General features: G+C 71.6%; 18 protein-coding genes. 10 read left to right on the forward strand and 8 right to left on the reverse strand.

Going from position 1 to position 22,586, the window contains the following annotated elements:
* The first annotated feature begins 130 nt into the window (after positions 1-130).
* Entirely contained in the window at positions 131-1,222 is a 1,092-nt protein-coding gene (locus H7A73_RS15140; protein WP_182066718.1) for a YihY/virulence factor BrkB family protein, read from the forward strand.
* Between the two features lie 66 nt (positions 1,223-1,288).
* Here H7A73_RS15140 and H7A73_RS15145 read toward each other — a convergent pair whose 3' ends face one another.
* From H7A73_RS15145 to H7A73_RS15155, 3 genes are all read right to left on the reverse strand, one after another.
* On the reverse strand, positions 1,289-2,749 hold the full coding sequence (locus H7A73_RS15145; protein ID WP_259362931.1) for an aspartate ammonia-lyase: 1,461 nt from the start codon (positions 2,747-2,749) through the stop codon (positions 1,289-1,291).
* Positions 2,750-3,500: 751 nt separating this feature from the next.
* Entirely contained in the window at positions 3,501-3,797 is a 297-nt protein-coding gene (locus H7A73_RS15150) for a hypothetical protein (RefSeq protein WP_182066720.1), read from the reverse strand.
* The gene (locus H7A73_RS15155) at positions 3,797-5,053 is read right to left on the reverse strand and encodes an inorganic phosphate transporter (protein WP_182066721.1); all 1,257 of its coding nucleotides are present in this window, start codon (positions 5,051-5,053) and stop codon (positions 3,797-3,799) included. The genes H7A73_RS15150 and H7A73_RS15155 overlap by 1 nt, the downstream gene beginning before the upstream one ends.
* A 115-nt stretch (positions 5,054-5,168) precedes the next feature.
* Between H7A73_RS15155 and H7A73_RS15160 the strand changes: the two genes are divergently transcribed.
* From H7A73_RS15160 to H7A73_RS15170, 3 genes are all read left to right on the forward strand, one after another.
* A complete protein-coding gene (locus H7A73_RS15160) occupies positions 5,169-6,857 on the forward strand; it encodes a cation:proton antiporter (protein ID WP_182066722.1) in 1,689 nt (562 codons plus the stop codon).
* 229 nt (positions 6,858-7,086) lie between these two features.
* Complete coding sequence (locus tag H7A73_RS15165; protein ID WP_182066723.1) at positions 7,087-8,388, forward strand: ABC transporter permease; 1,302 nt, start codon at positions 7,087-7,089, stop codon at positions 8,386-8,388.
* A gap of 16 nt (positions 8,389-8,404) precedes the next feature.
* Entirely contained in the window at positions 8,405-8,692 is a 288-nt protein-coding gene (locus tag H7A73_RS15170) for a hypothetical protein (RefSeq protein WP_111023185.1), read from the forward strand.
* 3 nt (positions 8,693-8,695) lie between these two features.
* Here H7A73_RS15170 and H7A73_RS15175 read toward each other — a convergent pair whose 3' ends face one another.
* Positions 8,696-9,214 carry an 8-oxo-dGTP diphosphatase gene (locus H7A73_RS15175; RefSeq protein ID WP_182066724.1) on the reverse strand — a complete coding sequence of 173 codons (519 nt, stop codon included), beginning with the start codon at positions 9,212-9,214 and terminating at the stop codon, positions 8,696-8,698.
* A gap of 64 nt (positions 9,215-9,278) precedes the next feature.
* Between H7A73_RS15175 and H7A73_RS15180 the strand changes: the two genes are divergently transcribed.
* Together H7A73_RS15180 and H7A73_RS15185 are read left to right on the forward strand one after the other, a co-directional pair.
* Positions 9,279-9,629 carry a tryptophan synthase subunit alpha gene (locus H7A73_RS15180; protein WP_027464736.1) on the forward strand — a complete coding sequence of 117 codons (351 nt, stop codon included), beginning with the start codon at positions 9,279-9,281 and terminating at the stop codon, positions 9,627-9,629.
* 19 nt (positions 9,630-9,648) lie between these two features.
* Positions 9,649-10,539 (forward strand): aminodeoxychorismate lyase, encoded by an 891-nt coding sequence (locus H7A73_RS15185; RefSeq protein WP_182066725.1) that lies wholly within the window; start codon positions 9,649-9,651, stop codon positions 10,537-10,539.
* An 88-nt stretch (positions 10,540-10,627) separates the two neighbouring features.
* Here the strand turns inward: H7A73_RS15185 and H7A73_RS15190 are convergent, their stop codons facing one another.
* Positions 10,628-11,827 carry an amidohydrolase gene (locus H7A73_RS15190; RefSeq protein WP_182066726.1) on the reverse strand — a complete coding sequence of 400 codons (1,200 nt, stop codon included), beginning with the start codon at positions 11,825-11,827 and terminating at the stop codon, positions 10,628-10,630.
* A 137-nt stretch (positions 11,828-11,964) separates the two neighbouring features.
* Between H7A73_RS15190 and H7A73_RS15195 the strand changes: the two genes are divergently transcribed.
* Together H7A73_RS15195 and H7A73_RS15200 are read left to right on the forward strand one after the other, a co-directional pair.
* Complete coding sequence (locus H7A73_RS15195; protein ID WP_182066727.1) at positions 11,965-13,164, forward strand: Fic family protein; 1,200 nt, start codon at positions 11,965-11,967, stop codon at positions 13,162-13,164.
* A gap of 29 nt (positions 13,165-13,193) precedes the next feature.
* The gene (locus tag H7A73_RS15200) at positions 13,194-15,365 is read left to right on the forward strand and encodes a S9 family peptidase (RefSeq protein WP_182066728.1); all 2,172 of its coding nucleotides are present in this window, start codon (positions 13,194-13,196) and stop codon (positions 15,363-15,365) included.
* 95 nt (positions 15,366-15,460) lie between these two features.
* Here the strand turns inward: H7A73_RS15200 and H7A73_RS15205 are convergent, their stop codons facing one another.
* A complete protein-coding gene (locus H7A73_RS15205) occupies positions 15,461-16,990 on the reverse strand; it encodes a CYTH domain-containing protein (protein WP_182066729.1) in 1,530 nt (509 codons plus the stop codon).
* Positions 16,991-17,048: 58 nt separating this feature from the next.
* Between H7A73_RS15205 and H7A73_RS15210 the strand changes: the two genes are divergently transcribed.
* Complete coding sequence (locus tag H7A73_RS15210; RefSeq protein WP_182066730.1) at positions 17,049-17,321, forward strand: mycoredoxin; 273 nt, start codon at positions 17,049-17,051, stop codon at positions 17,319-17,321.
* 110 nt (positions 17,322-17,431) lie between these two features.
* On the opposite strand, the gene H7A73_RS15215 is transcribed toward H7A73_RS15210, so the two are convergent.
* Together H7A73_RS15215 and H7A73_RS15220 are read right to left on the reverse strand one after the other, a co-directional pair.
* On the reverse strand, positions 17,432-19,558 hold the full coding sequence (locus tag H7A73_RS15215; protein WP_182066731.1) for a DEAD/DEAH box helicase: 2,127 nt from the start codon (positions 19,556-19,558) through the stop codon (positions 17,432-17,434).
* Positions 19,559-20,010: 452 nt separating this feature from the next.
* Positions 20,011-21,255, reverse strand: a complete 1,245-nt coding sequence (locus H7A73_RS15220; RefSeq protein WP_182066732.1) for an aminoglycoside phosphotransferase family protein — start codon at positions 21,253-21,255, stop codon at positions 20,011-20,013.
* 80 nt (positions 21,256-21,335) lie between these two features.
* Here H7A73_RS15220 and H7A73_RS15225 point away from each other — a divergent pair, with 80 nt between their 5' ends.
* A complete protein-coding gene (locus H7A73_RS15225; RefSeq protein ID WP_182066733.1) occupies positions 21,336-22,430 on the forward strand; it encodes an FUSC family protein in 1,095 nt (364 codons plus the stop codon).
* The last annotated feature ends 156 nt before the right edge of the window (positions 22,431-22,586 follow it).

Below are 22,586 nucleotides of genomic sequence, written 5' to 3' on the forward strand. Positions count from 1 at the left end.
GTTCCGCGGTGCGGAGCGTGAACACCGGTGTCTTGCAGGGGATCGCGACGCGACCAAGGGGCGGACGGGAGGCGCGGGGCGGGCCCGCCACGGGCCTCCAGGCCGTCACGTGTCGGGTACCGTACGGGACATGCCGGACAGCGCATCGCGCGACCTCCAGCGGACGGGAGTCCGCGCCGTCGTCCGGCGCACCTACCACTCGGTCATCCGGCACCGCGTCGTCGACGCGGCCGCGTCGCTGACGTTCTTCGCGCTGCTGACGGTGTTCCCGACCGCGCTGGCGGTCGTGTCGGCGCTGTCCATCGTCGACCGCAAGGGGGACAGCCTGACCGACATCGTGGAGGTCCTCGGGTTCATCGTCCGGCCGGAGACCGCCGAGCACCTCGAGGGGCCGCTCCGGCAGCTGCTGACCCTGGACAACCCGTGGCTCGGGTTCACGATCGGTGTCGCGCTGACGCTCTGGTCGCTGTCCGGCTACGCGACGGCCTTCGGACGGGCGATGAACACCGCCTACGAGGTCGAGGAGGGCCGACGGATCTGGAAGTTCCGCAGCATGATGCTCCTCGTCACGCTGCTCGTCATGGTCGGCGGTGCCGTCGCCATCGTCATCCTGCTCGGCACGCCGACGATCTCCGAGGCCGTCATCCGACAGCTCGGGTGGGCGCCGTGGATCGACGACGTGTGGAACGTCGTGAAGTGGCCGGTGCTCGCGGCCGACCTCGTCGTCATGGTGGCGGTGCTCTACTACGCGACGCCGAACGTGAAGACCCCGCAGCTGCGGTGGGTGTCGGCCGGTGCCGCGTTCGCGATCGTGACCTGGGCCATCGCCACGGTGGGGTTCGCGCTCTACGTGGAGACCCTCGGCGGCGGGAACCGCGCCTACGGGTGGCTCGGTGGCGCGATCCTGCTGCTCGTGTACCTGTACATCTCGAACTTCGTGCTCGTGGTCGGCGGGGAGCTCGACTCCGAGGTGATCCGGATGCGGCAGCTGCTCGCCGGCATCGAGGCGGACGAGTCGATCCGGCTGCCGCTGCGGGACGTCACGCGGAACTTCACGCTCGCGCGGTGGCGGGACCAGGACATCGCGGCCGCGCAGCACGTGCGGGCCGAGGCCGCGCGGGTGGCCGAGGACGAGGACGAGGACGCCGAGTCGACCCCGGGCGAGGAGCACCTGCGGGCGATGGCGCAGCAGGTGCGGGTGGGCGAGCGGCCGCTGCCCTGACGGTGTGTGCGCGGGTGCGGGTCGTGCGACCGTGCCGCGCCCGGGCGTGCGCGCGCTTGCCCGGCGTCAGCGCTTTCGTGCCTCGGCGTCCAGCATCTCCTCGGTGATGACCGGGATCGCACCCGTCGCCAGCTCGATGCCCGACAGCCGGGCCGGGCTGAGCACCCGCATGACCTGGTCCTCCTCCATCAGCCCCGCGGCCACCACGAGCGTCGAGATCGGCGTCGAGGTGGTCAGCGCCGTGTGCGCGATCGACGCCGCGGCCGCGTACCCGATGTACGGCGTGAGCGCGGTGACGACGCCGACGTTCGTGTCGACCTGGGCGGCGAGCTTCGCCTCGTTCGCCTCGATGCCGACGACGCAGTGCTCACGCAGGGTCGCGCAGCCACGGGACATCCACTGCAGCGACTGCAGGATCGAGTGGGCGATGATCGGCTCGAAGGCGTTGAGCTGCAGCTGCCCGCTCTCCGCCGCCATCGTCACGGTGGTGTCCGCTCCGGCGACCGCGTAGGCGATCTGGTTCACGACCTCGGGGATCACCGGGTTGACCTTGCCCGGCATGATCGAAGAGCCGGCCTGGCGAGCGGGCAGGGTGATCTCACCGAGACCCGCCTGCGGACCGGACGACAGCAGCCGCAGGTCGTTGCAGATCTTCGAGAGCTTCGCGGCGCTGCGCTTCACCGTGCCGGACAGGGTCATGAACGCACCGGCGTCGCTCGTCGCCTCGATGAGGTCGGGGGCGGTGACGACGTCGATGCCGCTCGCCTCCTGCAGCTGCCGGCGGACCTCGTCGCGGTAGAGCGGGTCCGCGGTGATCCCGGTACCGATCGCCGTCGCGCCGAGGTTCATCTCGGCGAGCAGCGGCATCACCTTGCGGAGCAGGTCCGCATCCTCCTGGATCGTGTGCGAGAACCCGGTGAACTCCTGCCCGAGGGTCATCGGCACGGCGTCCTGCAGCTGCGTCCGGCCCACCTTCAGCACGTCGGCGAAGGCTCGGCCCCGCTCGGCGAACGCCGCGGAGAGCTCCTCGAGCTGCTCGATGAGCCGTCGGACCCCGAAGATCATCGCGATCTTGATGCTGGTCGGGTAGGTGTCGTTCGTCGACTGGCTGCGGTTCACGTGGTCGATCGGGTGCAGGTACCCGTAGTCGCCCCGCTCCCGCCCGAGGAGTTCCAGGGCCCGGTTCGCGAGCACCTCGTTCGTGTTCATGTTCGTGCTCGTCCCCGCGCCGCCCTGCACGACGTCGACGACGAACTGCTCGCGGAGCGCCCCGTCGCGGACTTCCTGCGCCGCACGATCGATCGCGTCGGCGCGCTCCTCGTCGAGGACGCCGATCGCCCGGTTCGCCCGCGCCGCAGCCTGCTTCACCGTGACGAGCGCCTCGATGAGGTCCGGGTACACGGCGATCGGCACGGAGGTGATCGGGAAGTTCTCGAGCGCCCGCAACGTGTTGATGCCCCAGTACGCGTCCTTCGGGACCTCGCGTGATCCCAGCGAGTCGCTCTCGGTCCGCGTCGTCGTCGTCACAGGTGCCTCCTCGTTGCCGGTCACTCGTCGAGGCTAGTCCCGTCCGTCCGGCCGGTCCGGGAACGCGCCGGGGTTGTGTGACCGGCGGCGTCCCTGCGCGAGCGGGCGAAATGCCACGGTGGCCTCCGCGACGCACGCTGGCATTCCGCCCGCTCGCCCGCGACGGCCCGGAGGCGCGGCGCCAGGCCGCCACGGGCCTCCCGTCGCTTCGTGAGCAGAAGATGTCGGGTCCCGCACCGCGACCCGACATCTTCTGCTCACCGAGCGCGCCGCCCGCGCGAGCGGGCGAAATGGCGCGGTCGTCCCAGCAACGCACGCCGGCATTCCGCCCGCTCGCCCGTGGCGGCCTGGAGGCGCGGTGCCAGGCCGCCACGGGCCTCCCGTCGCTTCGTGAGCAGAAGATGTCGGGTCCCAGACCGCGACGCGACATCTTCTGCTCACCAAGCGCGCCGCCCGCGCGAGCGGGCGGAATGGCGCGGTCGTCCCAGCAACGCACGCCGGCATTCCGCCCGCTCGCCCACGACGGCCTGGAGGCCCGGTGCCAGGCCGCCACGGGCCTCCCGTCCGCCCCGCGGGCACGCCCGGAACGCGAGCGGGCGAAACGGCCTGGTTCCCGCGCGCGGAGACGCGGGCATTTCGCCCGCTCGCGCAGCGCACGCGGCGCACCCGGCGAAGGCGCGACGAGTGAGCAGCAGACGCCGGGTCGCGAAGGGCGACCCGGCGTCTGCTGCTCACCCGGTGAGCATGCCCGTCAGTGGAACTGCGGGACGATGAGGTAGATGCCGTAGAGCACGACGGCGCCGCACACGACGAAGCACGCGATGGCCGCCGCACGGAGCGCACGTGCGGCCGCCGAGACTCCGGCGGGGTTCGGGAAGCCGGCGGTGGCCGGGCCGATCGTGCCGTCGTCCTTCACGGTGAACTTGCCTTCGCGGGTGTCGGCGGCGCTCCAGAGACGGAGGCCGACCGAGTACACGGCGACGACGAAGCACGACGAGACCACGGCGACGAGCGCCACGGTGAGGAATGCGAACCAGTCGATGCCCATCAGCGACGGCCTCCCTTGCGGGCCGCCATGCGACGGAGCGTGCGCTCGCGGCTCAGTTCGGCGCGACGCTGGGCGACCGCGTCGGCACGCTTCTTGCGCTGCATGTCACGCAGCTCCTTGCGGGTCAGGACCGCGTTCGCGGCGACGTCGACCTCGATCGCGGAGGCCTGCTCGTGCGGCTTGCGGAGCGACCACAGGTACAGGCCGAGGATGACGACGGCGCCGATCACGGCGTCGAGCACGAGCCCGACGACGCCGAGGCGGGCGATGCCCGAGGCGATCGCACCGACCGCGGCGGCCGCGGGCAGGGTGATGAACCAGGCGATCACGATCTTGCCGGCGGTCGACCACTGGATCTTCGAGCCGCGGCGGCCCAGACCGGCACCGATGATGGAGCCCGAGGACACCTGCGTGGTCGACAGCGCGAAGCCGAGGTGGCTGGAGGCGAGGATCGTCGCGGCGGTCGAGGCCTCGGCGGCGAAGCCCTGCGTCGCACGGATCTCGGTGATGCCCGAGCCGAGCGTGCGGATGATCCGCCAACCGCCCGTGTAGGTACCGAGGGCGATCGCGAGGGCACACGCGACGACGACCCAGAACTGCACGCCCTGGTCCGACGACTGCGCGCCCGAGGCGATGAGGGTCAGCGTGATGACACCCATCGTCTTCTGCGCATCGTTGGTGCCGTGTGCCAGGGACACCATCGAGCTGGTGAAGACCTGCCCGATGCGGAACCCGCCGCGCTCGTTCGGGAACACCGGACGCTTCGTGATCCGGTACGCGATGCGCGTCGACAGGAACGACACGAGCGCGGCGATCACGGGCGAAGCGAACGCCGGGATGATCACCACCGTCAGCAGCGCGACGTAGTTGACCGACTGGAACCCGGCGCCGACGATCGCGGCACCGATCAGCCCGCCGAACAACGCGTGCGACGACGACGACGGCAGCCCGCGGAGCCATGTGATCATGTTCCAGACGACTGCCCCGATCAGGCCCGCGAAGATCATCTCGGGGCTGATGGCGACGCCACCGGGCCCCTCGTTGATCAACCCGTGCGAGATCGACGTCGCCACGGCGGTGCTGAGGAACGCACCGACCAGGTTGAGCACCGCGGCGACGGTGACCGCCACCTTGGGCTTCATGGCGCCGGTCGCGATCGGGGTCGCCATCGCGTTGGCGGTGTCGTGAAAACCGTTTGTGAAGTCGAAGAAGAGGGCCAACGCGATGACCAGGACGACTATGAGTGTGATGTCCACCGCGGGCAAGTGTCCCAGGCGTCGGCGCTTCGAGCAAACCTGATCGGTAACCCGTTGTTCACCGCAGCTTCACACTCGTTCAGGTTTGGAACCATGCCGATGGGAGAATGGGTCCATGGACACCGCTGAGCTCCTCATCCTGTTGATCGGATCGCTCGCGGTGACGGGGTTCGCCCGGGCCAAGGGACTCCCCGCTCCGCTGCTCGTCACGGCGGTCGCCCTCGCGGCCTCGTTCCTGCCCGGGCTGCCGCCGATGGAGATCGACTCCGAGGTCATCCTCACGGTGATCCTGCCGCCGCTGCTCTACTCGGCGGCACTCGACGTGTCGTGGCAGAGCTTCCGTGGCTCGATCAAGCAGATCCGACGGCTCGGCATCTTCCTGGTGATCGTCACCGCCCTGGTCGTCGGCGGGGTGGCCTACCTGCTCATCCCGGACATGACGCTGCCGGCGGCGATCCTGCTCGGCGCGATCGTCGCCCCGCCGGACGCGGTGTCCGCCGCCGCGATCGGCCGGAAGCTCGGACTCCCCCGCCGCGTCATGACCGTGCTGTCCGGCGAGAGCCTGATCAACGACGCGGCCTCGCTGACCCTGGTGCGGGTGTTCACGCTCATCATCGCGGGCACGTCGCTGACGATCTGGCAGGACCTCGGCATCTTCGGCCTGGCGATCGGCGTCGGTCTGGTCGTCGGCATCGTGCTCGGCGTCGTCGTGCACTGGATCCGGATGCGCATCAACGACCCCGTGGTCGAGACGATCATGAGCATCCTGCTGCCCTTCGTCGCCTACATCCTCGCCGAGGACCTGTCCGGTTCCGGGGTCATCGCGGTCGTCACGGCGGGCCTGTACATCGGCTACAACTCGCCGAAGGAGGGGTACGCCACCCGCCTGCAGGAGCGCCCGCTCTGGACGAGCATCGACGTCATCCTCGAGGGCTTCGTGTTCGCGCTCATCGGCCTGCAGCTCAACACCGTCGTGCAGGACCTGGTCGAGAGCGAGCGGAGCCTCGGGCAGACGCTCACCGCCGCGGCCGTCGTGCTCGCGGTGGTGATCCTGGTCCGACCGCTGTTCGTCTTCGAGTCCTACGCGCGCAACCGGTTCAACGGGAAGTGGCTCCGGCCCCTGCGGATCAAGCTGTCCCGCGGGCATCCCTCGCTCCGGTGGATGCGCGGTTCCGCCGAGCCGAAGCTCAACTGGCGGGAGCTCACCGTCATCTCGTGGACGGGCATGCGCGGCGTGGTGACCCTGGCCGCAGCCGTGTCGGTCGTCGCGAACCCGACGCACATCCCGGCGCAGGACACGATCTTCATCATCGCCTTCTTCGTCACCGTCGGCACCCTGCTGCTGCAGGGACTCACCCTGCCGTTCGTCATCCGCGCGCTCAAGGTGCAGGACCCGGCCGAGGGCGAGGAGGACGTGCGCAGCGAGATGCGGCTCAACCAGCGCACCACCGAAGCCGCGATCGAGCTGCTCGAGAAGCGGCGTCCGGCGTGGGCGAAGCAGTACGGCTCGGAAGCCGTCGACTCGGTGGTCAACCGCCTGAAGGCGCGACTCGAGCGTCAGGCCGAGACGTTCCGTCAGGACGCCGAGGAAGAAGAGGACGAGGGACGGAACGTCGCACTGCGCCTGCGTGGCTCGCAGATCCAGGACATCCGGCGCGAGCTCCTCGACCGCCGCCGCGAGATCGTGCTCGAGGAGCGGGAGAAGGGGAACCTCGACGAAGAGGTCATGCGCCGCGTGCTCGTGACCCTCGACGCCGAAGAACTCGCGATGGACTCGGCGCAGGCGTCGCGCAGTCGCTCCTGAGCACCCCGGGCGTATCCTGGCGCTCCGATCGAGAGCAGGAGCAGAGCGCCGAGTGAGCACGCCGCGGAACGACGTCCCCAGGAACGACGACGGACCGGAGCGCCCCGGCGGTTCCCGACCGACGCCGCCGAAGCCGCGCGGGACCCGGCCCTCGGCACGTGGGACCAAGCCGCGCCGTGGAGGCAAGGTCGCCGGGCACACGCGTTCGGCACCCCGGCGACAGGCGCCGGTGCCGGCGCCCCAGCAACACGGCGCCTACCGCCGGTGGTACTCGACCCTGCACCCGTCGCTGCAGCTGATCGGCCTGCAGCTCTGGATGCCGCTGTTCTTCATCGTCGGGTTCTGCCTGTGCTACGTCTTCGCGTTCCACGCCCCGCACCCGCACGACGTCCCGATCGCCCTGATCGGCAGCGACCCGGCGTTCGTGCGGGCGGTGCAGCAGGCGTTGCCCGGCGAGTTCGTGTTCCACACGTACGACTCGCTCGCGCAGGCGAAGCGCGACGTGGTGGGCGGCTCGATGGCGGTCGCGTACGACCCCGCTGCGAACGAGTTCTTCACGGCGAGCGCGCACCAGTTCCAGGTCGCGAGCCTCGTACCGGCCACCCTCACCGCGGTGCTGACCGGCCTGGGCGTCGCGACCCCGAAGGTCACCGAGCTCGCACCCCTGCCTGCCTGGGACGAGTACGGCACCGTGGCGATGTACGTCATGCTCGCGTGGTGCATCGGCGGCTACATGGTCGCGATGTTCATCGGCATCATGGGCGGCCCGCTCCGGCACCGCACCCGGATGACGGTCATCGTGGTCGGCGGCCTCGTCATCTCGCTCATCACGAACACCCTCGCCGGACCGGTGCTCGGCGCCATCCACGGGCACTGGATCCAGCTCGTGCTCATCGCCTGGGGCTGGATCGTGGCGATCGGCCTGGCGGTGAACGGCCTGAGCTACTTCGTCGGCCGGTTCATCGCCGCACCCGCGATGATCTGCTTCGTCTTCCTGTCCATGCCGTCGTCCGGCGGTGCCTACCCGAAGTGGTTCATGCCCGAGCCCTTCGCCTGGCTGAACAACGTCGTCGTCGGCTCGAGCATGGTCGACATGATCAAGCACCAGGTCTACGGCGTCGGCCCCGGCCCGGCCCGCGGCCTGATCACGATGGCGTGCTACGCCACGGCAGGCCTGGTGCTGATGTACTTCGGCAAGAAGTGGTGGGAGCGCCGACGGATCCGAGCGATCGTCACCGGCCGGACCACGATGTTCCAGGACGCCAACACCGCCAACCGCGAGTTCCTCGGCCGGCAGCGCGACGCCGAGCTCGAGCGCCACGGCCTGACCTCCACCGAGACCGGCACCCTGAGCGTGCTGCGGGACGACGACTGGGAGGACGACCGCACCGGCGGGGACGTCTTCACCGGCGGGCGCGACGGCCTCGAGCCGGACGCGACACCGACCGGTCGCATCGCCGTGCAGCGCCCCGCGAACCGGAAGGAACCGCGACCGGCGGCGGCGCAGCACGGCAAGCACGCCGACCGCTGACGCGTATCCTGATCGGATGAACCCGCGCATCACCTGGCACCGCGTCCTCATCACCGTCGTCGTCGTGTTCCTCGTGCTGACGGTCGGTTTCTACGCCGCGAGCGTCCTGCTCGCGCCCGCCGACGGCCGCGGCACCGCCGGGCTGTTCGTCGGGTGGGCGATGTTCTCGATGATCGGCGCGATCGTCGTCGGCGTCATCGACTTCTTCGTGCGACCCCTGGGCGGCCGGAGCGGCGACGCCGACGTCATGGCCGCCGCCGAGGAAGCGCGCACCGGCAGCACCCGCACCCAGCAGCCGCGCTAGCAGCTAGTCGCCCACTCCGACGCCCGTCCCGGTGAACCCGGCGACCGTCGCGTCGTCCTCGGCGAACGTGAACCGCGCGCGGACGCTGCCGCCGGCGAGCACCCCCGGCAGCCAGTAGCGGGCGTCGTCCCACATCGCGTCGTAGGGCACGGAGTCGACCGCGATCCACCGCGGCTCCAGCTCGTCGGAGCCCGACGGGTCTCCCTGCCAGCGGCGGCAGACGAAGACGTCCGAGACCTGCGACCAGGACGGTCGGTACGGGAACCGGTAGTCCAACGTGCCACGGGCCTCCAGGTCGACCGCGTCGAGCCGCAGGCCGACCTCTTCACGCACCTCGCGCACGGCGGTCTCGACCGCGGACTCGCCGGGCTCGCGCTTGCCGCCGGGGCCGACCAGACGGCCCGCGCCGAGGCCGCGGCGCTTCTCCCCCAGCAGCACTTCCGTGCCGGCCGAACCGTCGCGCAGCAGGTACACGACCACCACCCGGGGATGCTGGGACTTGCTCTCGTCGCGAAGGGTCACGCGTCCAGTGTGACCGATGGAGTGTCGTACGCTCTTCCCATGGCAGGCGTGCTGCGGGGGCACCATGGCTGAGCCCCGCAGGACCGGGCGCAGCCTCGAAGTGCTGCGCGCCGAGGCTGCGGAAGAGATCTCGATGCTCGTCGAGCACCGGAGCCGCCAGGGTGAGGACCCGTGGGAGTTCATGCCGACGCTCCCCACCGTCGACGAGCAGGTCGTGCTGATCCTGCGCGCGGACGCCGTCGACCTGGACGAGGCGATCGGCAAGCGGCACGCGCAGTGGTCGAGCCACCCGGCGTCGGGGCAGGGCACCCGGCTGGGCGAGGAGTACCACCGGCTGCGCCGGATCGCGCTGCAGCACCCCGAGCTGACGCCCGCCGTGTGGAAGCTGCTGGGCGCGCTGCCCGAAGCGGGCTGAGCTGCGGTTGGATGGAGGCATGACCGAAACCGTGCTCGCCGTCCTCAACCAGCCCTCCCGCGACGCCGCGCCGCACGACCCCGCGGCCGAGGCCTTCACCTGGGCGAAGCCGCTCGAGGAGCACGTGCAGGTGCAGGACCTCGGCGTCACGCGCGGCGACGGCGTGTTCGAGACGATCACGGTGATCGACGGCCGACCACAGGCCCTCGAGGCGCACCTCGCCCGCTTCGGCCGCTCCGCCGCGATGCTCGACCTGCCCGCCCCCGACCCGGAGGCCTGGCGCCGGGCCATCGAGGCCGTCTGTGCCCGCCTCGACCCGGTGCGCGAGGCCTTCGCCAAGACCGTCCTGACCCGCGGCGTCGAGGGCACCGAGCGCCCGACCGGGTGGGTCTACGCCGCGCCGTCGGGCGACTCCACGGCCGCACGTACCGAGGGCATCTCCGTCGTCGTCCTGGACCGCGGGTACCGGCACGACGTCGAGCGCACCTCGCCGTGGCTGCTGCAGGGCGCGAAGACGCTGTCGTACGGCGTCAACATGGCCGCCCTGCGCGAGGCCGTCCGCCGCGGCGCCGACGACGCCCTGTTCGTCTCGAGCGACGGCTACGTGCTCGAGGGCACGCGCGCCAACCTGATCATGAAGGTCGGCGACCGGCTCGTCACGCCCCGCACGGACATCGGGATCCTGGCCGGCACGACGCAGGCCGACGTGTTCCGCTTCGCTGAGCAGGAGGGCATCGAGACCGCCTACGAACTCGTCACCCTCGCCGACCTGGCGGCGGCGGACGCGCTCTGGCTCGTGTCGAGCGTGCGGCAGGCGGCCCCGATCCGTTCGGTGAACGGCGACGTGCGGCCGATCGACGCCGAGCTCACGACGCGCATCAACGACTTCCTGCTGGCGCGCGAGGTCTGAGCACGCGGCACCCCCGGCGCAACGGCCTGGAGGCCCGGATCGCGACCCGCAGGCACGTCGCGATCCGGGCCTCCCGGCTCTGCACCCGCTACCAGCGCGGGGTGGTGACGCCGGTTCCGTCGGACCACGCGAAGACGGGCTCGCCGTCGATCCAGACGCGCGTCGCGCGGCTGGCCGCATCGAGCGGGTCGCCGTCCCAGAGCACGAGGTCGGCGTCGTACCCCTCGGCCAGGCGACCGACGCGGTCCCCGAACCCGAGGAAATCGGCCGGGTTGACCGTCAGCGCCTCGAGTGCGGTCTGGGCGGGCAGACCCTCCTTCACCGCGGCGGTCGCCTGGTCGACGAGCATGTTGATCGGCACGACCGGCGCGTCCGTCGTGATGGCGACCCGGACCCCTGCCGCCGCGATGGTCGCGAGGTTCGGGATGCCGCGGTCGCGGAGCTCGACCTTCGAGCGGCTGGTGAAGAGCGGGCCGTAGATGACCGGGATGTCCTTCGCGGCCAGCACGTCGGCGATCTTGTGCGCCTCGGTGCCGTGGTTCACGACGAGCCGGTAGCCGAACTCCTCGGACAGTCGGATCGCGGTGGCGATGTCGTCGTGGCGGTGGGTGTGCTGGTCCCAGACGAGTTCGCCGTCGAGCACCCGGACGAGCGTCTCCTTCGTCAGGTCACGGGCGAACGGCTCGTCCTTCGCCGCGGCGGCGTCACGGGCGGCCCGGTAGTTCTGCGCCTCGACGAAGGCGTCGCGGATGATCTTCGCGACACCGAGCCGGGTCGAGGGCGTCTGGCCCTTGCCCCCGTAGACGCGCTTCGGGTTCTCGCCGAGGGCGCTCTTCACGCTCACCGAGTCGGAGATGAGCTGCTCGTCGATCGTGCGGCCGCCCCACGTCTTGATGGCGACGCTCTGACCGCCGATGGGGTTGCCGGAGCCGGGCTTGACGACGATGCTCGTGATCCCGCCGGAGAGCGCGTCCCGGAAGCCCTCGTCGTCGATGTCGATCGCGTCGATCGCCCGGACGCCGGCCATGTTCGGCGCGGTCATCTCGTTCGTGTCGTTACCGGCCTCACCGTTGGCCTCCTCGTGGATGCCGACGTGGCCGTGCGCCTCGACGAACCCGGGCACGAGCCACGAACCGGTGGCGTCGATGACCGCCATGCCGTCGGGCGGGGTGACGTCCGGACCGATCGCGGTGATCCGGCCGTCCTCGACGACGACCGCGCCGCCGTCGAAGGCGGGAGCGGAGACGGGGACGACGTGGGCACCGGTGATCGCGAAGGAGTTGCTCATGGCACCAACGGTACGCGCGGGCGCGGGCGCGGGGGCGGGGGCGGAGCGGGGCAGGGCGAGCGGGCGAGCGCCCGGTGGCGAGCGGGCGAAATACCGATTCCTGGCGTCGAGCGTCGGGGCGGCCCTACCGTCGCGGGATGGCACACCGGAGCGACACCTGGCCCACGCACGAGCGCAGCGAGCGACCGTGGCGGAGTGCCGTCCGCGGGTGCCGAGACGACCGGCTCGTGACCACCGTGCAGGTGTCGCTGCCCCCGTCCATCGCGAGGGCTCGGTGGACACCCGACGACGACACCGTCTCGCTGCTCGACCGGAGCGCCACAGCCCTGTGCGCCCTCGACGTCCACCACGGCTCCCGGCTCGCGCCGCTCGGGTCCGTGCTCGGCCGGACCGAAGCCGTGGCGTCGTCGCGGATCGAGGACGAGTCAGCGACGATCGACGACCTGGCACGGGCCCTCGTCGGCATCCGGGCGAACGTGGGCGCCACCGCGGTCGTCCGGGCCGGCGGAGCCGTCGAGCACCTGGTGTCCGGAGCGGACTCGGGCACCGTCACCGAGGCCTCCCTGCTCGAGGCACACAGCCTGCTGATGCGAGACGACCCGGTGGACGGACGGTACGCCGGCAGGTACCGCGCCGTGCAGAACTGGATCGGCGGCGGCGCCACACCCCGCGACGCCGTGTACGTGCCACCGCCGCCCGAGCTCGTGGCACCGCTGATGGCCGACCTGTTCGCGTTCGTGCACCGCGTGGACCTGCACCCGATCGCACAGGCCGCGATCGCCCACGCGCAGTTCGAGTCGATCCACCCGTTCACCGACGGCAACGGTCGGATCGGGCGGGCGCTGATCGGTGCCGTGCTGCGGCGACGTGGGGTGACGTCCACGGTCACGGCACCGGTGGCCACCGCGCTCGCTGCGGGCCGGCGGCGGTACTTCCGACACCTGGAGCAGTACCGCGACGGCAGGGTCACCGGGTTCGTGGTCGACCTGGCCCTCGCGATCGGGACGGTGTGCGACGAGGCGACGCTGAGCGCCCTGCTGCTCGCCGAGCACGACGCCGACCGGTCCGGAGGCCCCTGCGCCTCGGGCCCGCACGCCGTCGTCGGCCGTGCGCTCGCCGACGACCCCGTCCTGACCGAAACGCACCTGGACACCCTGCTCACCGCTGACGAGGTCGAGCGCGTGACCCACGACCTGGTGTCGGCGGGAGTGCTCCGCCCGGTCACCGGTCGTCGCCGTGACCGCGCGTGGGTGGCACCCGCCGTGGTCGACGAGCTCGAGGCGTTCGAGCAGCGCGTGCAGGCGGCGGTGGGCGGGCGCGAGCACACGGCGGCCTGACCGGGGGTGCGGGCGAATAGGGTGGGACGGTGAGCAACGAGCACACCGCATCCACCCCGCCCAGCGCCGCCAAGCGGCCCGTGACACGGACCCACCACGGCATCGACTTCGTCGACGACTACGAGTGGCTGCGGGACAAGGAATCCACCGACACCCTGGCGTACCTCGAAGCCGAGAACGCCCACACCGAAGCCGCCACCGCGCACCTCGCGCCGCTGCGGGACCGCATCTTCGCCGAGGTGAAGAGCCGCGTGCAGGAGACCGACCTCTCGGTGCCGGTCCGCATGGGCGACTGGTGGTACTTCACCCGCACCGCCGAGGGCAGCCAGTACGGTGTGCACTGCCGCGTGCCCGTCGCCGGCCCCGACGACTGGACACCGCCCGCCGTCGTCGAGGGCGAGTCGACGCTCCCCGGCGAGCAGGTGGTCCTCGACGGCAACGCCCTGGCCGACGGCCACGAGTTCTTCTCCCTCGGCACCTACGACATCAGCGACGACGGCACCCGCCTGGTCTACGGCATCGACGTCGAGGGTGACGAGCGGTACACCCTGCACGTGCGCGACCTGGCCACGGGGACCGGCCTCGGCGACGCCATCCCGAACACCGGGGCCGGCGCCACCTTCGACCCGGCCGGACGCTACGTGTTCTACCCCACGGTCGACGAGTCCTGGCGTCCGGACAAGATCTGGCGGCACGCGGTCGGCACCGCGGCATCGGACGACGTCCTGGTGTTCGAGGAGCCCGACGACCGCTACTGGGTCGGTGTCGGTGTCACCCGCTCCTCGCAGTACATCGTCATCGAGCTCGGCTCCAAGATCACGTCCGAGGCGCACGTCCTCGACGCCGCCGACCCGACCGGTGAGTTCCAGGTCGTCTGGCCCCGCCGCGAGGGCGTCGAGTACGAGATCGAGCACGCCATCGTCGGCGGCAGCGACCGGTTCCTGGTACTGCACAACGACGGCGCCGAGAACTTCGAGCTCGTCGACGTCCCCGCCGACGACCCGACGTCCGAGCGTGACCGCCGCGTCGTCGTGGCGCACCACACCGAGCGCCGCATCGAGTCGGTCGACGCCTTCGCCGGACACCTCGCACTGGAGTACCGCTCCGAAGCGCTCCCCCGCGTCGCGATCATCCCGATCGAGGGCGACGGCTACGGCGATGCACACGAGGTCCCCTTCGACGAAGCACTGTTCTCGGCGGGTCTCGGCGGCAACCCGGAGTGGGAGCAGCCGACGCTCCGCATCGGGTACACGTCGTTCGTGACCCCCTCCGAGGTCAGCGACCTCGACCTGGCCACCGGCGAGGTCACCGTCCAGAAGCGCCAGCCCGTCCTCGGCGGCTACGACCCGGCCGACTACGTGCAGGAACGCGACTGGGCGACCGCGTCGGACGGCACCCGCGTGCCGATCTCGCTCGTCTGGCGTCGTGACGCCGTCGAGGACGGCTCCCCGGCACCGCTGCACCTGTACGGCTACGGCTCGTACGAGCACTCGATCGACCCCGGCTTCAGCGTCATGCGCCTGTCGATGCTCGACCGCGGTGTCGTCTTCGCCGTCGCGCACGTCCGTGGTGGCGGTGAGCTCGGCCGGCACTGGTACGAGAACGGCAAGACCCTGACGAAGAAGAACACCTTCACCGACTTCGTCGCGGTCGCCGAGCACCTGATCGATTCCGGCCGGACGAGTGCCGACCGGCTCGTGGCCGAGGGTGGCAGCGCAGGCGGGCTCCTGATGGGTGCGGTCGCGAACCTCGCACCCGAGCGGTTCGCCGGCATCCTGGCCGCCGTGCCGTTCGTCGACGCGCTGACGAGCATCCTCGACCCGGACCTGCCCCTCACCGTCATCGAGTGGGACGAGTGGGGCGACCCGCTGCACGATGCCGAGGTCTACCGCTACATGAGCGAGTACACCCCGTACGAGAACGTCCGCGACGACGTGCAGTACCCGCAGATCCTCGCCGTGACGTCGATCAACGACACCCGCGTGCTCTACGTCGAGCCCGCGAAGTGGACCGCGAAGCTCCGCGAAGTCGGCGCTCCGGTACTGCTGAAGACCGAGATGTCCGCCGGCCACGGTGGTGTCAGCGGTCGCTACGCGTCCTGGAAGGAGCGGGCGTTCGAACTCGCCTGGCTGCTCGACGTGCTCGGGCTCGCCGACGAGACGCCCGCCGCCGCGACCGCCGACCCGATCGCCGCGGGCTGAGCCGCACCGCGCAGTTGGTGAGCAGAAGAGGTCGGGTCCGAACGTCGGACCCGACCTCTTCTGCTCACCAAGCGCACCAAGCGCACGCAGCGCGCTCACACGCGGTTGAGCGCGTGCACCGCCTCGTCGTAGGACTCCTCGGCCAGGCGCACCCGGTCCCCGGCGAGCACCCCGTACCCGAACGTGCCCTCACCCCCGCGCTCCGCGATCGCCGCGTTCGCCCGGAGGATGTCGAGGGCGTGCAGGGACCGCACCCGCTCGGTCAGTACGTCGGCTGCGGTGCCGATCCGCTTCCACAGCGCGTGCGGGAACGCGTCGTCGCCGAGCACGTCCATCGCCATCCGGGCGCGCATCGTCTCCTGCCACGCGGCTTCGGTGGTGGTGCGGTCGGCGGCCTCGCGCTCGGCGGCGGTGTCCGAGGTGTCGTCGGCGACGGCGGCCCGGACGAGCTCGCGCACCCGCGGCTTCACGTCGGCGCCGACGTCCTGCGCGACCTGTTTCGGTGCGCGGAGCGACCACGTCGTCGGCGCCGGGCGCTCGGCCGCGTCGTCGAGGGCGTCGAGCAGTTCGAGGAACGGCTCGCCGTGCAGGAACGCGACGACGTCCCGCACCGCCTGGTCGCGACGTTCCCGGGTCGAGGCGAGGATGCGCTCACGGGTCATCGCGTCGACCAGGTCGTCCTGCGCCGGCGACGACGCCCGCGGCAGCCGGTCGATCAGGTACTCGGCCAGCGCCGCACGCGCGGTGACGCCCGCCAGGCCGTCCGCCGCCTGGGCGGCACGGTCGACGGCATCGCCGTCGGGGAACGCCGGGCGGTAGGCACCCAGGATCGCGGCGATCTCGAGGGTGGTGTCGGCCGTCTGCCGGAGGTCGGCCGTGTCACCGGAGCGGAGCCGGGCCTCCTGGCCGAGCAGCGCGACGCGCAGCTTGCGCACCCGCTTCGCCAGGATGCGTGCGGTCGTGCCCTTGGCCGGCTTCTCCTCGGTCTGGAGGCGCGGTGCCGGTGCTCCTGCCAGCCCGCGTGCCAGCTTGGACGCGACGGCGGCGGGGCCGGCGCCGACGGCCGCGAAGCGCCCGTCGAGGGCCGCGAACAGCTCGTGGGCGATCTGCGGGTCGACGCCGTCGACGGTCTCGACCTCGACCTCACGCCAGGTGCGCGGGGTCTCCGGAGCATCGTCGTCGAGGCGCTGGGCGGTGACCTGGTCGTCGGCGAGCTCGGCGATCTGGTCGCCGTCCTCGTCGAGCAGTCGGGTGACGGTGCGGGTGGTGGTGATCCGGACGACGGGGCGCAGCCCGCGGCCGCGACGCTCCGTGAAGAGCGCGGCGAGGACCTCGTCCGGCACCGTGTCGGCGTCGTCGGTCAGGGGGAACTGCTGCTCGTGGCGGACCGTGTCCGACTCCGAGCGCTTGATGTGCCAGCCTGCGTCGGGGCCACCGGTGCGGCGGCGCACGGTCACCCGCGCGGCCACCAGGTCGTACCGCTCGGTGTCCCAGTAGGTCGCGTCCAGTCCGAACGGCTCCTGGTGCTCGGTGCGGAGGATGCCGCCCGCGCCGACGAGGTCGGGGAGGGCACCGCCCTCTGGCAGGTCGTAGGTGCGCTCGATCTCGAGGTGCGTGTGGCTCACACGCTCTTGTCTACCAGGCACTGCGAGGTTTCCCCGCACCCGGGGTTAGCCTGCAGGGATGAGCGACACGATCACCCGCGAGCAGTTCACGCCCGAAGCCGGCGGCGTCACGATGTTCACCACCACGTGGTGCGGCTACTGCGCCCGGCTGAAGAACCAGATGGCGAAGGCCGGGGTGCCCTTCACCGAGGTCGACATCGAGCAGACCCCGGGCACCGCCGAGCTCGTCGCCGAGGTCAACGGCGGCAACCAGACCGTGCCGACGCTGGTGTTCCCCGACGGCTCGACGGCGACCAACCCGTCCCTGGCCGAGGTGCAGTCCCGCATCTGAGCAGGTGCTCCTCGCAAGACACCGGTGTTCACGCTCCGAACACACGCATGACGCGGTTCAGAGTGTGAACACCGGTGTTTTGCTGTCCGGGCAGCGCCGGACGCGCCCGCCTAGCCGCCGAGCGCCTCGGTCAGCAGCGCGGCCATCGCGTCGAGCTGGATGTCACCGGAGTCGACGACCTCTTCGTCCGATCCGTCGAGCGCGCGGGCGGCCAGGGACGCCTTCGAGTCGATGAGCTCGGCGATCTTGGTGTCGATCGTCTGCGCGGCGATGATGCGCCACGCGGTGACGGGCTCCTCCTGCCCGATGCGGTGCACGCGGTCGATCGCCTGGGTCTGCTCGGCGCTCGTCCACGACAGCTCGGCGAGCACGACGTTCGACGACACCTGCAGGTTCAGACCGACACCGGCCGCGGTCAGCGAGCACACGATGACCGCGACGTCGGGATCGTTCACGAACGAGTCGATCTCGGCCGTGCGCTGCGTCGGGGTCTGGTCGCCGCGGATCGTGGCGGTGCGCAGGCCGCGACGGGCGAACACCTCTTCCGCCTGGTCCATCACGTCGAGGTGCTTCGCGAAGAACACGACCTTGCCGACGTTCGAGGCGAGCTGTGCCGCGTAGTCGGCCGCGAGCTGGGCCTTGGCCCGACCGATGCGGCGGACCATCGAGAACACGTTCTCGCCGGTCGACGAGGCGTCCTGGTCCTCGAGCTCCCAGCGCGCGACCTGGCGGACCAGCTTGTGGTCGATGCCGACGACCGGGTCCTGCCCGGTGCGGGCGTCGAGCGCCTGGTGGTAGCGACGGACGAGCTTCGCCGTGAGCTCGCGCTCGGCGTCGCGGATGGAGCGACCCTCGTCACCGTCGAGCTCGACGGGGATGTCGGCGATCCGGCGGGCGGGGATGTCGGCGGCGACGTCGACCTTGCGGCGTCGGACGATGCCCTGGTCGATGACGGCACGGCGGGCCTCGACGAAGAACCCGGGGTCGGCCGGCGTCAGGCCGATCTCCTCGAGCTCGTTCATGAGCTTCGCGCGCGGCTTCTTGTCGTCGATCCAGCCGAGGTACTCCCAGATGGTGCGGAAGTCCTCGACCGAGTTGATCAGCGGGGTACCGGTCAGCGCCATGAGCAGCGGTGCGGCGGTGCGCTGCCGGATGCGCTCGGCGATCTGCAGCACGAACCGGGCACGCTGGGAGTCCTTGTTCTTGATGAAGTGCGCCTCGTCGACGACCATCCCCTTGAACCCGAAGTTGCCGAGCCACCCGGCGTGCCGGTCGAGGATCTCGTAGTTCACGATGACGATGTCGGCGAACCCGTCGAGGTCGTTGCCGTCCCCGTGGATCACCGTGGCGCGGTGGTTCGGCACCCAGCGTTCGGCCTCACGCGCCCAGTTCGTCTTGACGACGTTCGGCACGACGACGAGCAACGGGAACGCGTTCGCGGCATCGGCGGCGAGCAGCGACTGTGCGGTCTTGCCGAGACCGGGCTCGTCGGCGAGCAGGAACGTGCGGTGACCCTGCGCCGCGGCGGCGACGAGCTCCGCCTGGTGCTTCATGAGCGTGGTGCCCGAGCGCGAGTGCAGCGTCGTGGGCTCCGGCAGCGGCATCGTCGCCGCTCCCCCGCCCGCGCCGTACTCGAACGACTTGAACAACGGCCCGAACAGTTCCCAGTTCGCCAGGCGACGCGGGTGGGCGACGGGCTGGTCGGCGAGGGCGAAGTCCGGCGGCATGAACGGGTTCGCCAGCTGGCGCTGCACGACCGCCTGCGGCACGACGGCCCGCACCGGGGTCTCGACCACCGCGGCCGGCTCGGAGGCGATGACGAGGTCCTCCGGCTGCAGTTCCATGCCGCCGGCGATCATCATGTCGCGCTTGACCGCACGAGTCGCCTCGGACACCTGCACCTCTTCGGCGAGGAGCTGGATGACGCTGGTGTCGCGCGCCGCCGTCTTCGCCAGGATCGTGGCCACGCCGTCGAGCCGCTTGAGCTGCTCGGCGCGCTGCGCGTCGGTGAGCTCCGTGTCGGCCTTCACCCGCGCGCGCTCTTCGCGCATGAGCAGGGCGACGGCCTGGAACTTCGACCGGTTCGATGCCTTGAGCGGTCCGCGCTGTGCCGCGGCCTCGACCTCGCGCACAGCGCGGGCGAGGACGGGGATGACGCCGTCGTTGTCCAGCGGCCTGATGCGACGTGACGCGGTCCGCGTCCCGCCGGCAGCACGCCGGGTGCCTGATCGAGCCAACGCTCCTCCTGTTCCGCCCACACGTCGGGGCGATCCGCCCGTGGGGCGGGAAGTCCTGCACCGGCGCCTGGCGCGGCTCCGGTTCGGCTGCGGGCCACCGTGGCCCACCGCATCGCCGGTCCCCGCTTCGGGACGTCCGGTGGACTCCCGCGAGCCGTTCCACACGGGCACCTGCCGGGAGCAGGTTCGGACGGTCCGCGCCGGGATCCGGCGTCGTCACACGCACGTGATGCCCCCTCGGGGCGGTCACGGCCCGGTCCCCGCGTCGATCAAGTGATCGACGGCCGCGTCCGGAATCGACGCGGCACGCGGGAACGCGGTGCGTGCGCGCTCAGTTTACTCCCGGACCACCGACAGAGGCGACCGGCGCGTTGCCCGCGCGCGTCGCGACGGCGGACGGGAGGCCCGTGGCGGGCCCGACCCGCGCCTCCAGTCCGTCCTTCGGCCGCGTCTCAGACCTGCGGTGCGGACCGCGGGCGGGTCGAACCACCGGTCGGGAGGCTCGGGGCCGCGTCCGCCAGGGCGGCCTGCGTCGCGGCGAGGAGCTGCTGGGCGGTCTGGATCCCGTTGGCGGAGCCGGTGGTCGCCTGGCCGCCGGCGTGGGCGAGCAGCTGGGCGCCGATGGCGGGTCCGATGCGATCGGCTTCGCGCGGGTTGCGCGCGACCCAGTCGCGGGCGATCGCGTCGGCGAGGCGCTCGGCGGCGGCACCGCGCTCGGCGTCCCCGCGGGACCGGTGCCAGAGCCCGGTGACGACGAGGTGGGCGACGACGGCGCCGACGTCACGGACCGGGAAGCCCCAACCCGCGGTGTCGATGTCGAGCAGCCCGGAGATGCGCCACGGCTCCTCCTCGTCGACGAAGACCTGCTCCAGGTGCAGGTCGCCGTGCACGACCTGCTTGGTCGAGCTCGACCAGCCGATGGAGCGGCGACCGATGGCGTCGTACAGGCGGTCGATCTCCTCGGCGTCGCGCGGCAGGGCGGCGATGAGCGTGCGACGGTGCCAGTCCGCGTGGTCCATCGCGTCGGCGCGGGCCTGCTGGGTCATCGGGACGCTGGCGACCCGGCCGCTCAGCGCGGCGAGCGACGCCACGAAGCGTGGGTCGTCGGCGATGTCGAGGATGCGGCTGCCGGCGGGCACGCCGCGGATGCGCTCGAGCACGAGCAGGCCGTCGCCTCGACTGGACAGCACACGCGGCACCGGCAGACCGGCCGCGACGAACTGCTCGTGCGACTGCACGATCGGTGCGACGCGGTGCGGACGGACGATCTTCAGGAACAGCGTGCGCTCCGGGGCGTCGACGCGCACGACCGCGCGCTTGCCGGGCCGGTACGCCGCCACGGTGAGCACCGGGTCGGTGACGGGCATGCCGAGCGTGGTCAGCAGCTCGGCGACGGCATCGCGGTAGGTGACCTGCGGCAGCACCGGCAGGCCGGGGTCGTTCGGGTACGCCCACACCGACACCGGCTCGCCCGTCGCCGGGTCGGTGACGATCGCGCTGTTCTGGTCGTGGGTGCCGCCGGTGTCGACGTAGGTCAGCACCGTGGCGCGCTGGCCGTTGCGGTCCACCGTGTCGACCTCGTAGCCGTACAGGTACCCGTTGCCCGAGGGCTCGACGGAGTGCGCCCGTGCGGCCACCACCGAGGTCCCGGAGCCGGCGAAGGCCTGCGGGATGACGCGCTCATGGTTGGGCCACACGACATCAGTCAACCGTGTCGCGCGGGTTTCGTCGCGTTCGTGCACGGCTCGGCGCGGTGCCGGTGGCTACCGTGGTCGGTGTGAACCCGGTCGCGCGCCTCCGCAGCTCCAGTCGCACGCCGTTCCTGCAGGTCGTGAAGACCGCCGTCGCGGTGGTCGCCGCCGTGCTCCTCTGCCGCCTGGTCATCCAGGGGCCGTTCCCCACCTTCGCGGCGATCGCTGCCCTGCTCGTGGTGCAGCCGAGCATCAACCAGTCGTTCGTGAAGGGGCTCGAGCGGAGCGCCGGCGTCGTGATCGGCGTCGTGCTGGCCACCGGGTTCCACCTGCTGCTCGGCGACGGCGTGTTCGTCGTGCTGCTCGTCATCGTGCTCGCGATCCTCATCGCCTGGGCGCTCCGGCTCACCCCGACCTCGGCCACCCAGGTGGGGATCAGCGGGATGCTCGTGCTCACCGCCGGGGTCGTGACGCCGAACTACTCCGCCGACCGGATCCTCGAGACCGTGATCGGTGCGGTCGTCGCCCTGGTCGTGAACGCGCTCATCGTGCCGCCCGTGCTGCTCGAACCGGCGCACCTCGCCGTCGCCCGGCTCGCCCGCGACACCGCGGTGGCGTTCGAGCGGATCGCGATCGGCCTGACCGAAGGGTGGGACCGCGAGCGATGGGACGAGGCGCTCGTCGCCGCCCGTGCACTGCGGCAGCAGCACGCCAAGGCCGAGGCGTCCCTGGGGTCGGCGCGCGAGTCCCTGACCATGAACCCGCGCGGCGGCCGGCACCGGACGATCCTCGACCGCGACGTGGTGACCACCGACCACCTGCGCGTCCTGGTGACCCGCGTCACCGGGATGACCCGGGCGATCCGCGACAACACCGCACCGGACCTGCGCGACGACCCGGTGGTGCACGGCATCGCGACCGAGGTGGCACGGATCGGTGCGGACGTCCGGACCCTCGGTGCGCGGATCGAGTCGACACGGCTCGACCCGGTGGCCGGGGTCGGCCGGGTGGACGCCGTCGCCTTCGGACCGGACGCCGAGCCGTGGGCGGAGGCCTCGGAGCCGGCGCTCACCGCGCCGCTCGAGGTGGTGCGGCCGAACTCCCGGCACTGGGTGCTCATCGGCGCGCTGCTCGAGGACATCCGACGGGTGCGTGGCGAGCTGCTCGGCGAGGACGACTAGTCAGGCCGCTCCAGCGCGCTGCGCAGGCCGCTCGGTCCGCGTCAGCGCGCTGCGCAGGCCGCTCGGTCCGCGTCAGCGCGCTGCGCAGGCCGCTCGGTCCGCGTCAGCGCGCTGCGCAGGCCGCTCGGTCCGCGTCAGCGCGCTGCGCAGGCCGCT

The organism is Curtobacterium sp. ME12 (genome assembly GCF_903970855.1).
Classification (GTDB): Bacteria; Actinomycetota; Actinomycetes; order Actinomycetales; family Microbacteriaceae; genus Curtobacterium; species Curtobacterium poinsettiae_A.

Excerpts from the sequence above, each read along its gene's own strand:
- H7A73_RS15160 (WP_182066722.1), top strand. The coding sequence starts at position 5,169 with ATGGACACCGCTGAGCTCCTCATCCTGTTGATCGGATCGCTCGCGGTG.
- H7A73_RS15185 (WP_182066725.1), top strand. The coding sequence starts at position 9,649 with ATGACCGAAACCGTGCTCGCCGTCCTCAACCAGCCCTCCCGCGACGCC.
- H7A73_RS15190 (WP_182066726.1), bottom strand. The coding sequence starts at position 11,827 with ATGAGCAACTCCTTCGCGATCACCGGTGCCCACGTCGTCCCCGTCTCC.
- H7A73_RS15180 (WP_027464736.1), top strand. The coding sequence starts at position 9,279 with ATGGCTGAGCCCCGCAGGACCGGGCGCAGCCTCGAAGTGCTGCGCGCC.
- H7A73_RS15210 (WP_182066730.1), top strand. The coding sequence starts at position 17,049 with ATGAGCGACACGATCACCCGCGAGCAGTTCACGCCCGAAGCCGGCGGC.
- H7A73_RS15140 (WP_182066718.1), top strand. The coding sequence starts at position 131 with ATGCCGGACAGCGCATCGCGCGACCTCCAGCGGACGGGAGTCCGCGCC.
- H7A73_RS15150 (WP_182066720.1), bottom strand. The coding sequence starts at position 3,797 with ATGGGCATCGACTGGTTCGCATTCCTCACCGTGGCGCTCGTCGCCGTG.
- H7A73_RS15195 (WP_182066727.1), top strand. The coding sequence starts at position 11,965 with ATGGCACACCGGAGCGACACCTGGCCCACGCACGAGCGCAGCGAGCGA.
- H7A73_RS15170 (WP_111023185.1), top strand. The coding sequence starts at position 8,405 with ATGAACCCGCGCATCACCTGGCACCGCGTCCTCATCACCGTCGTCGTC.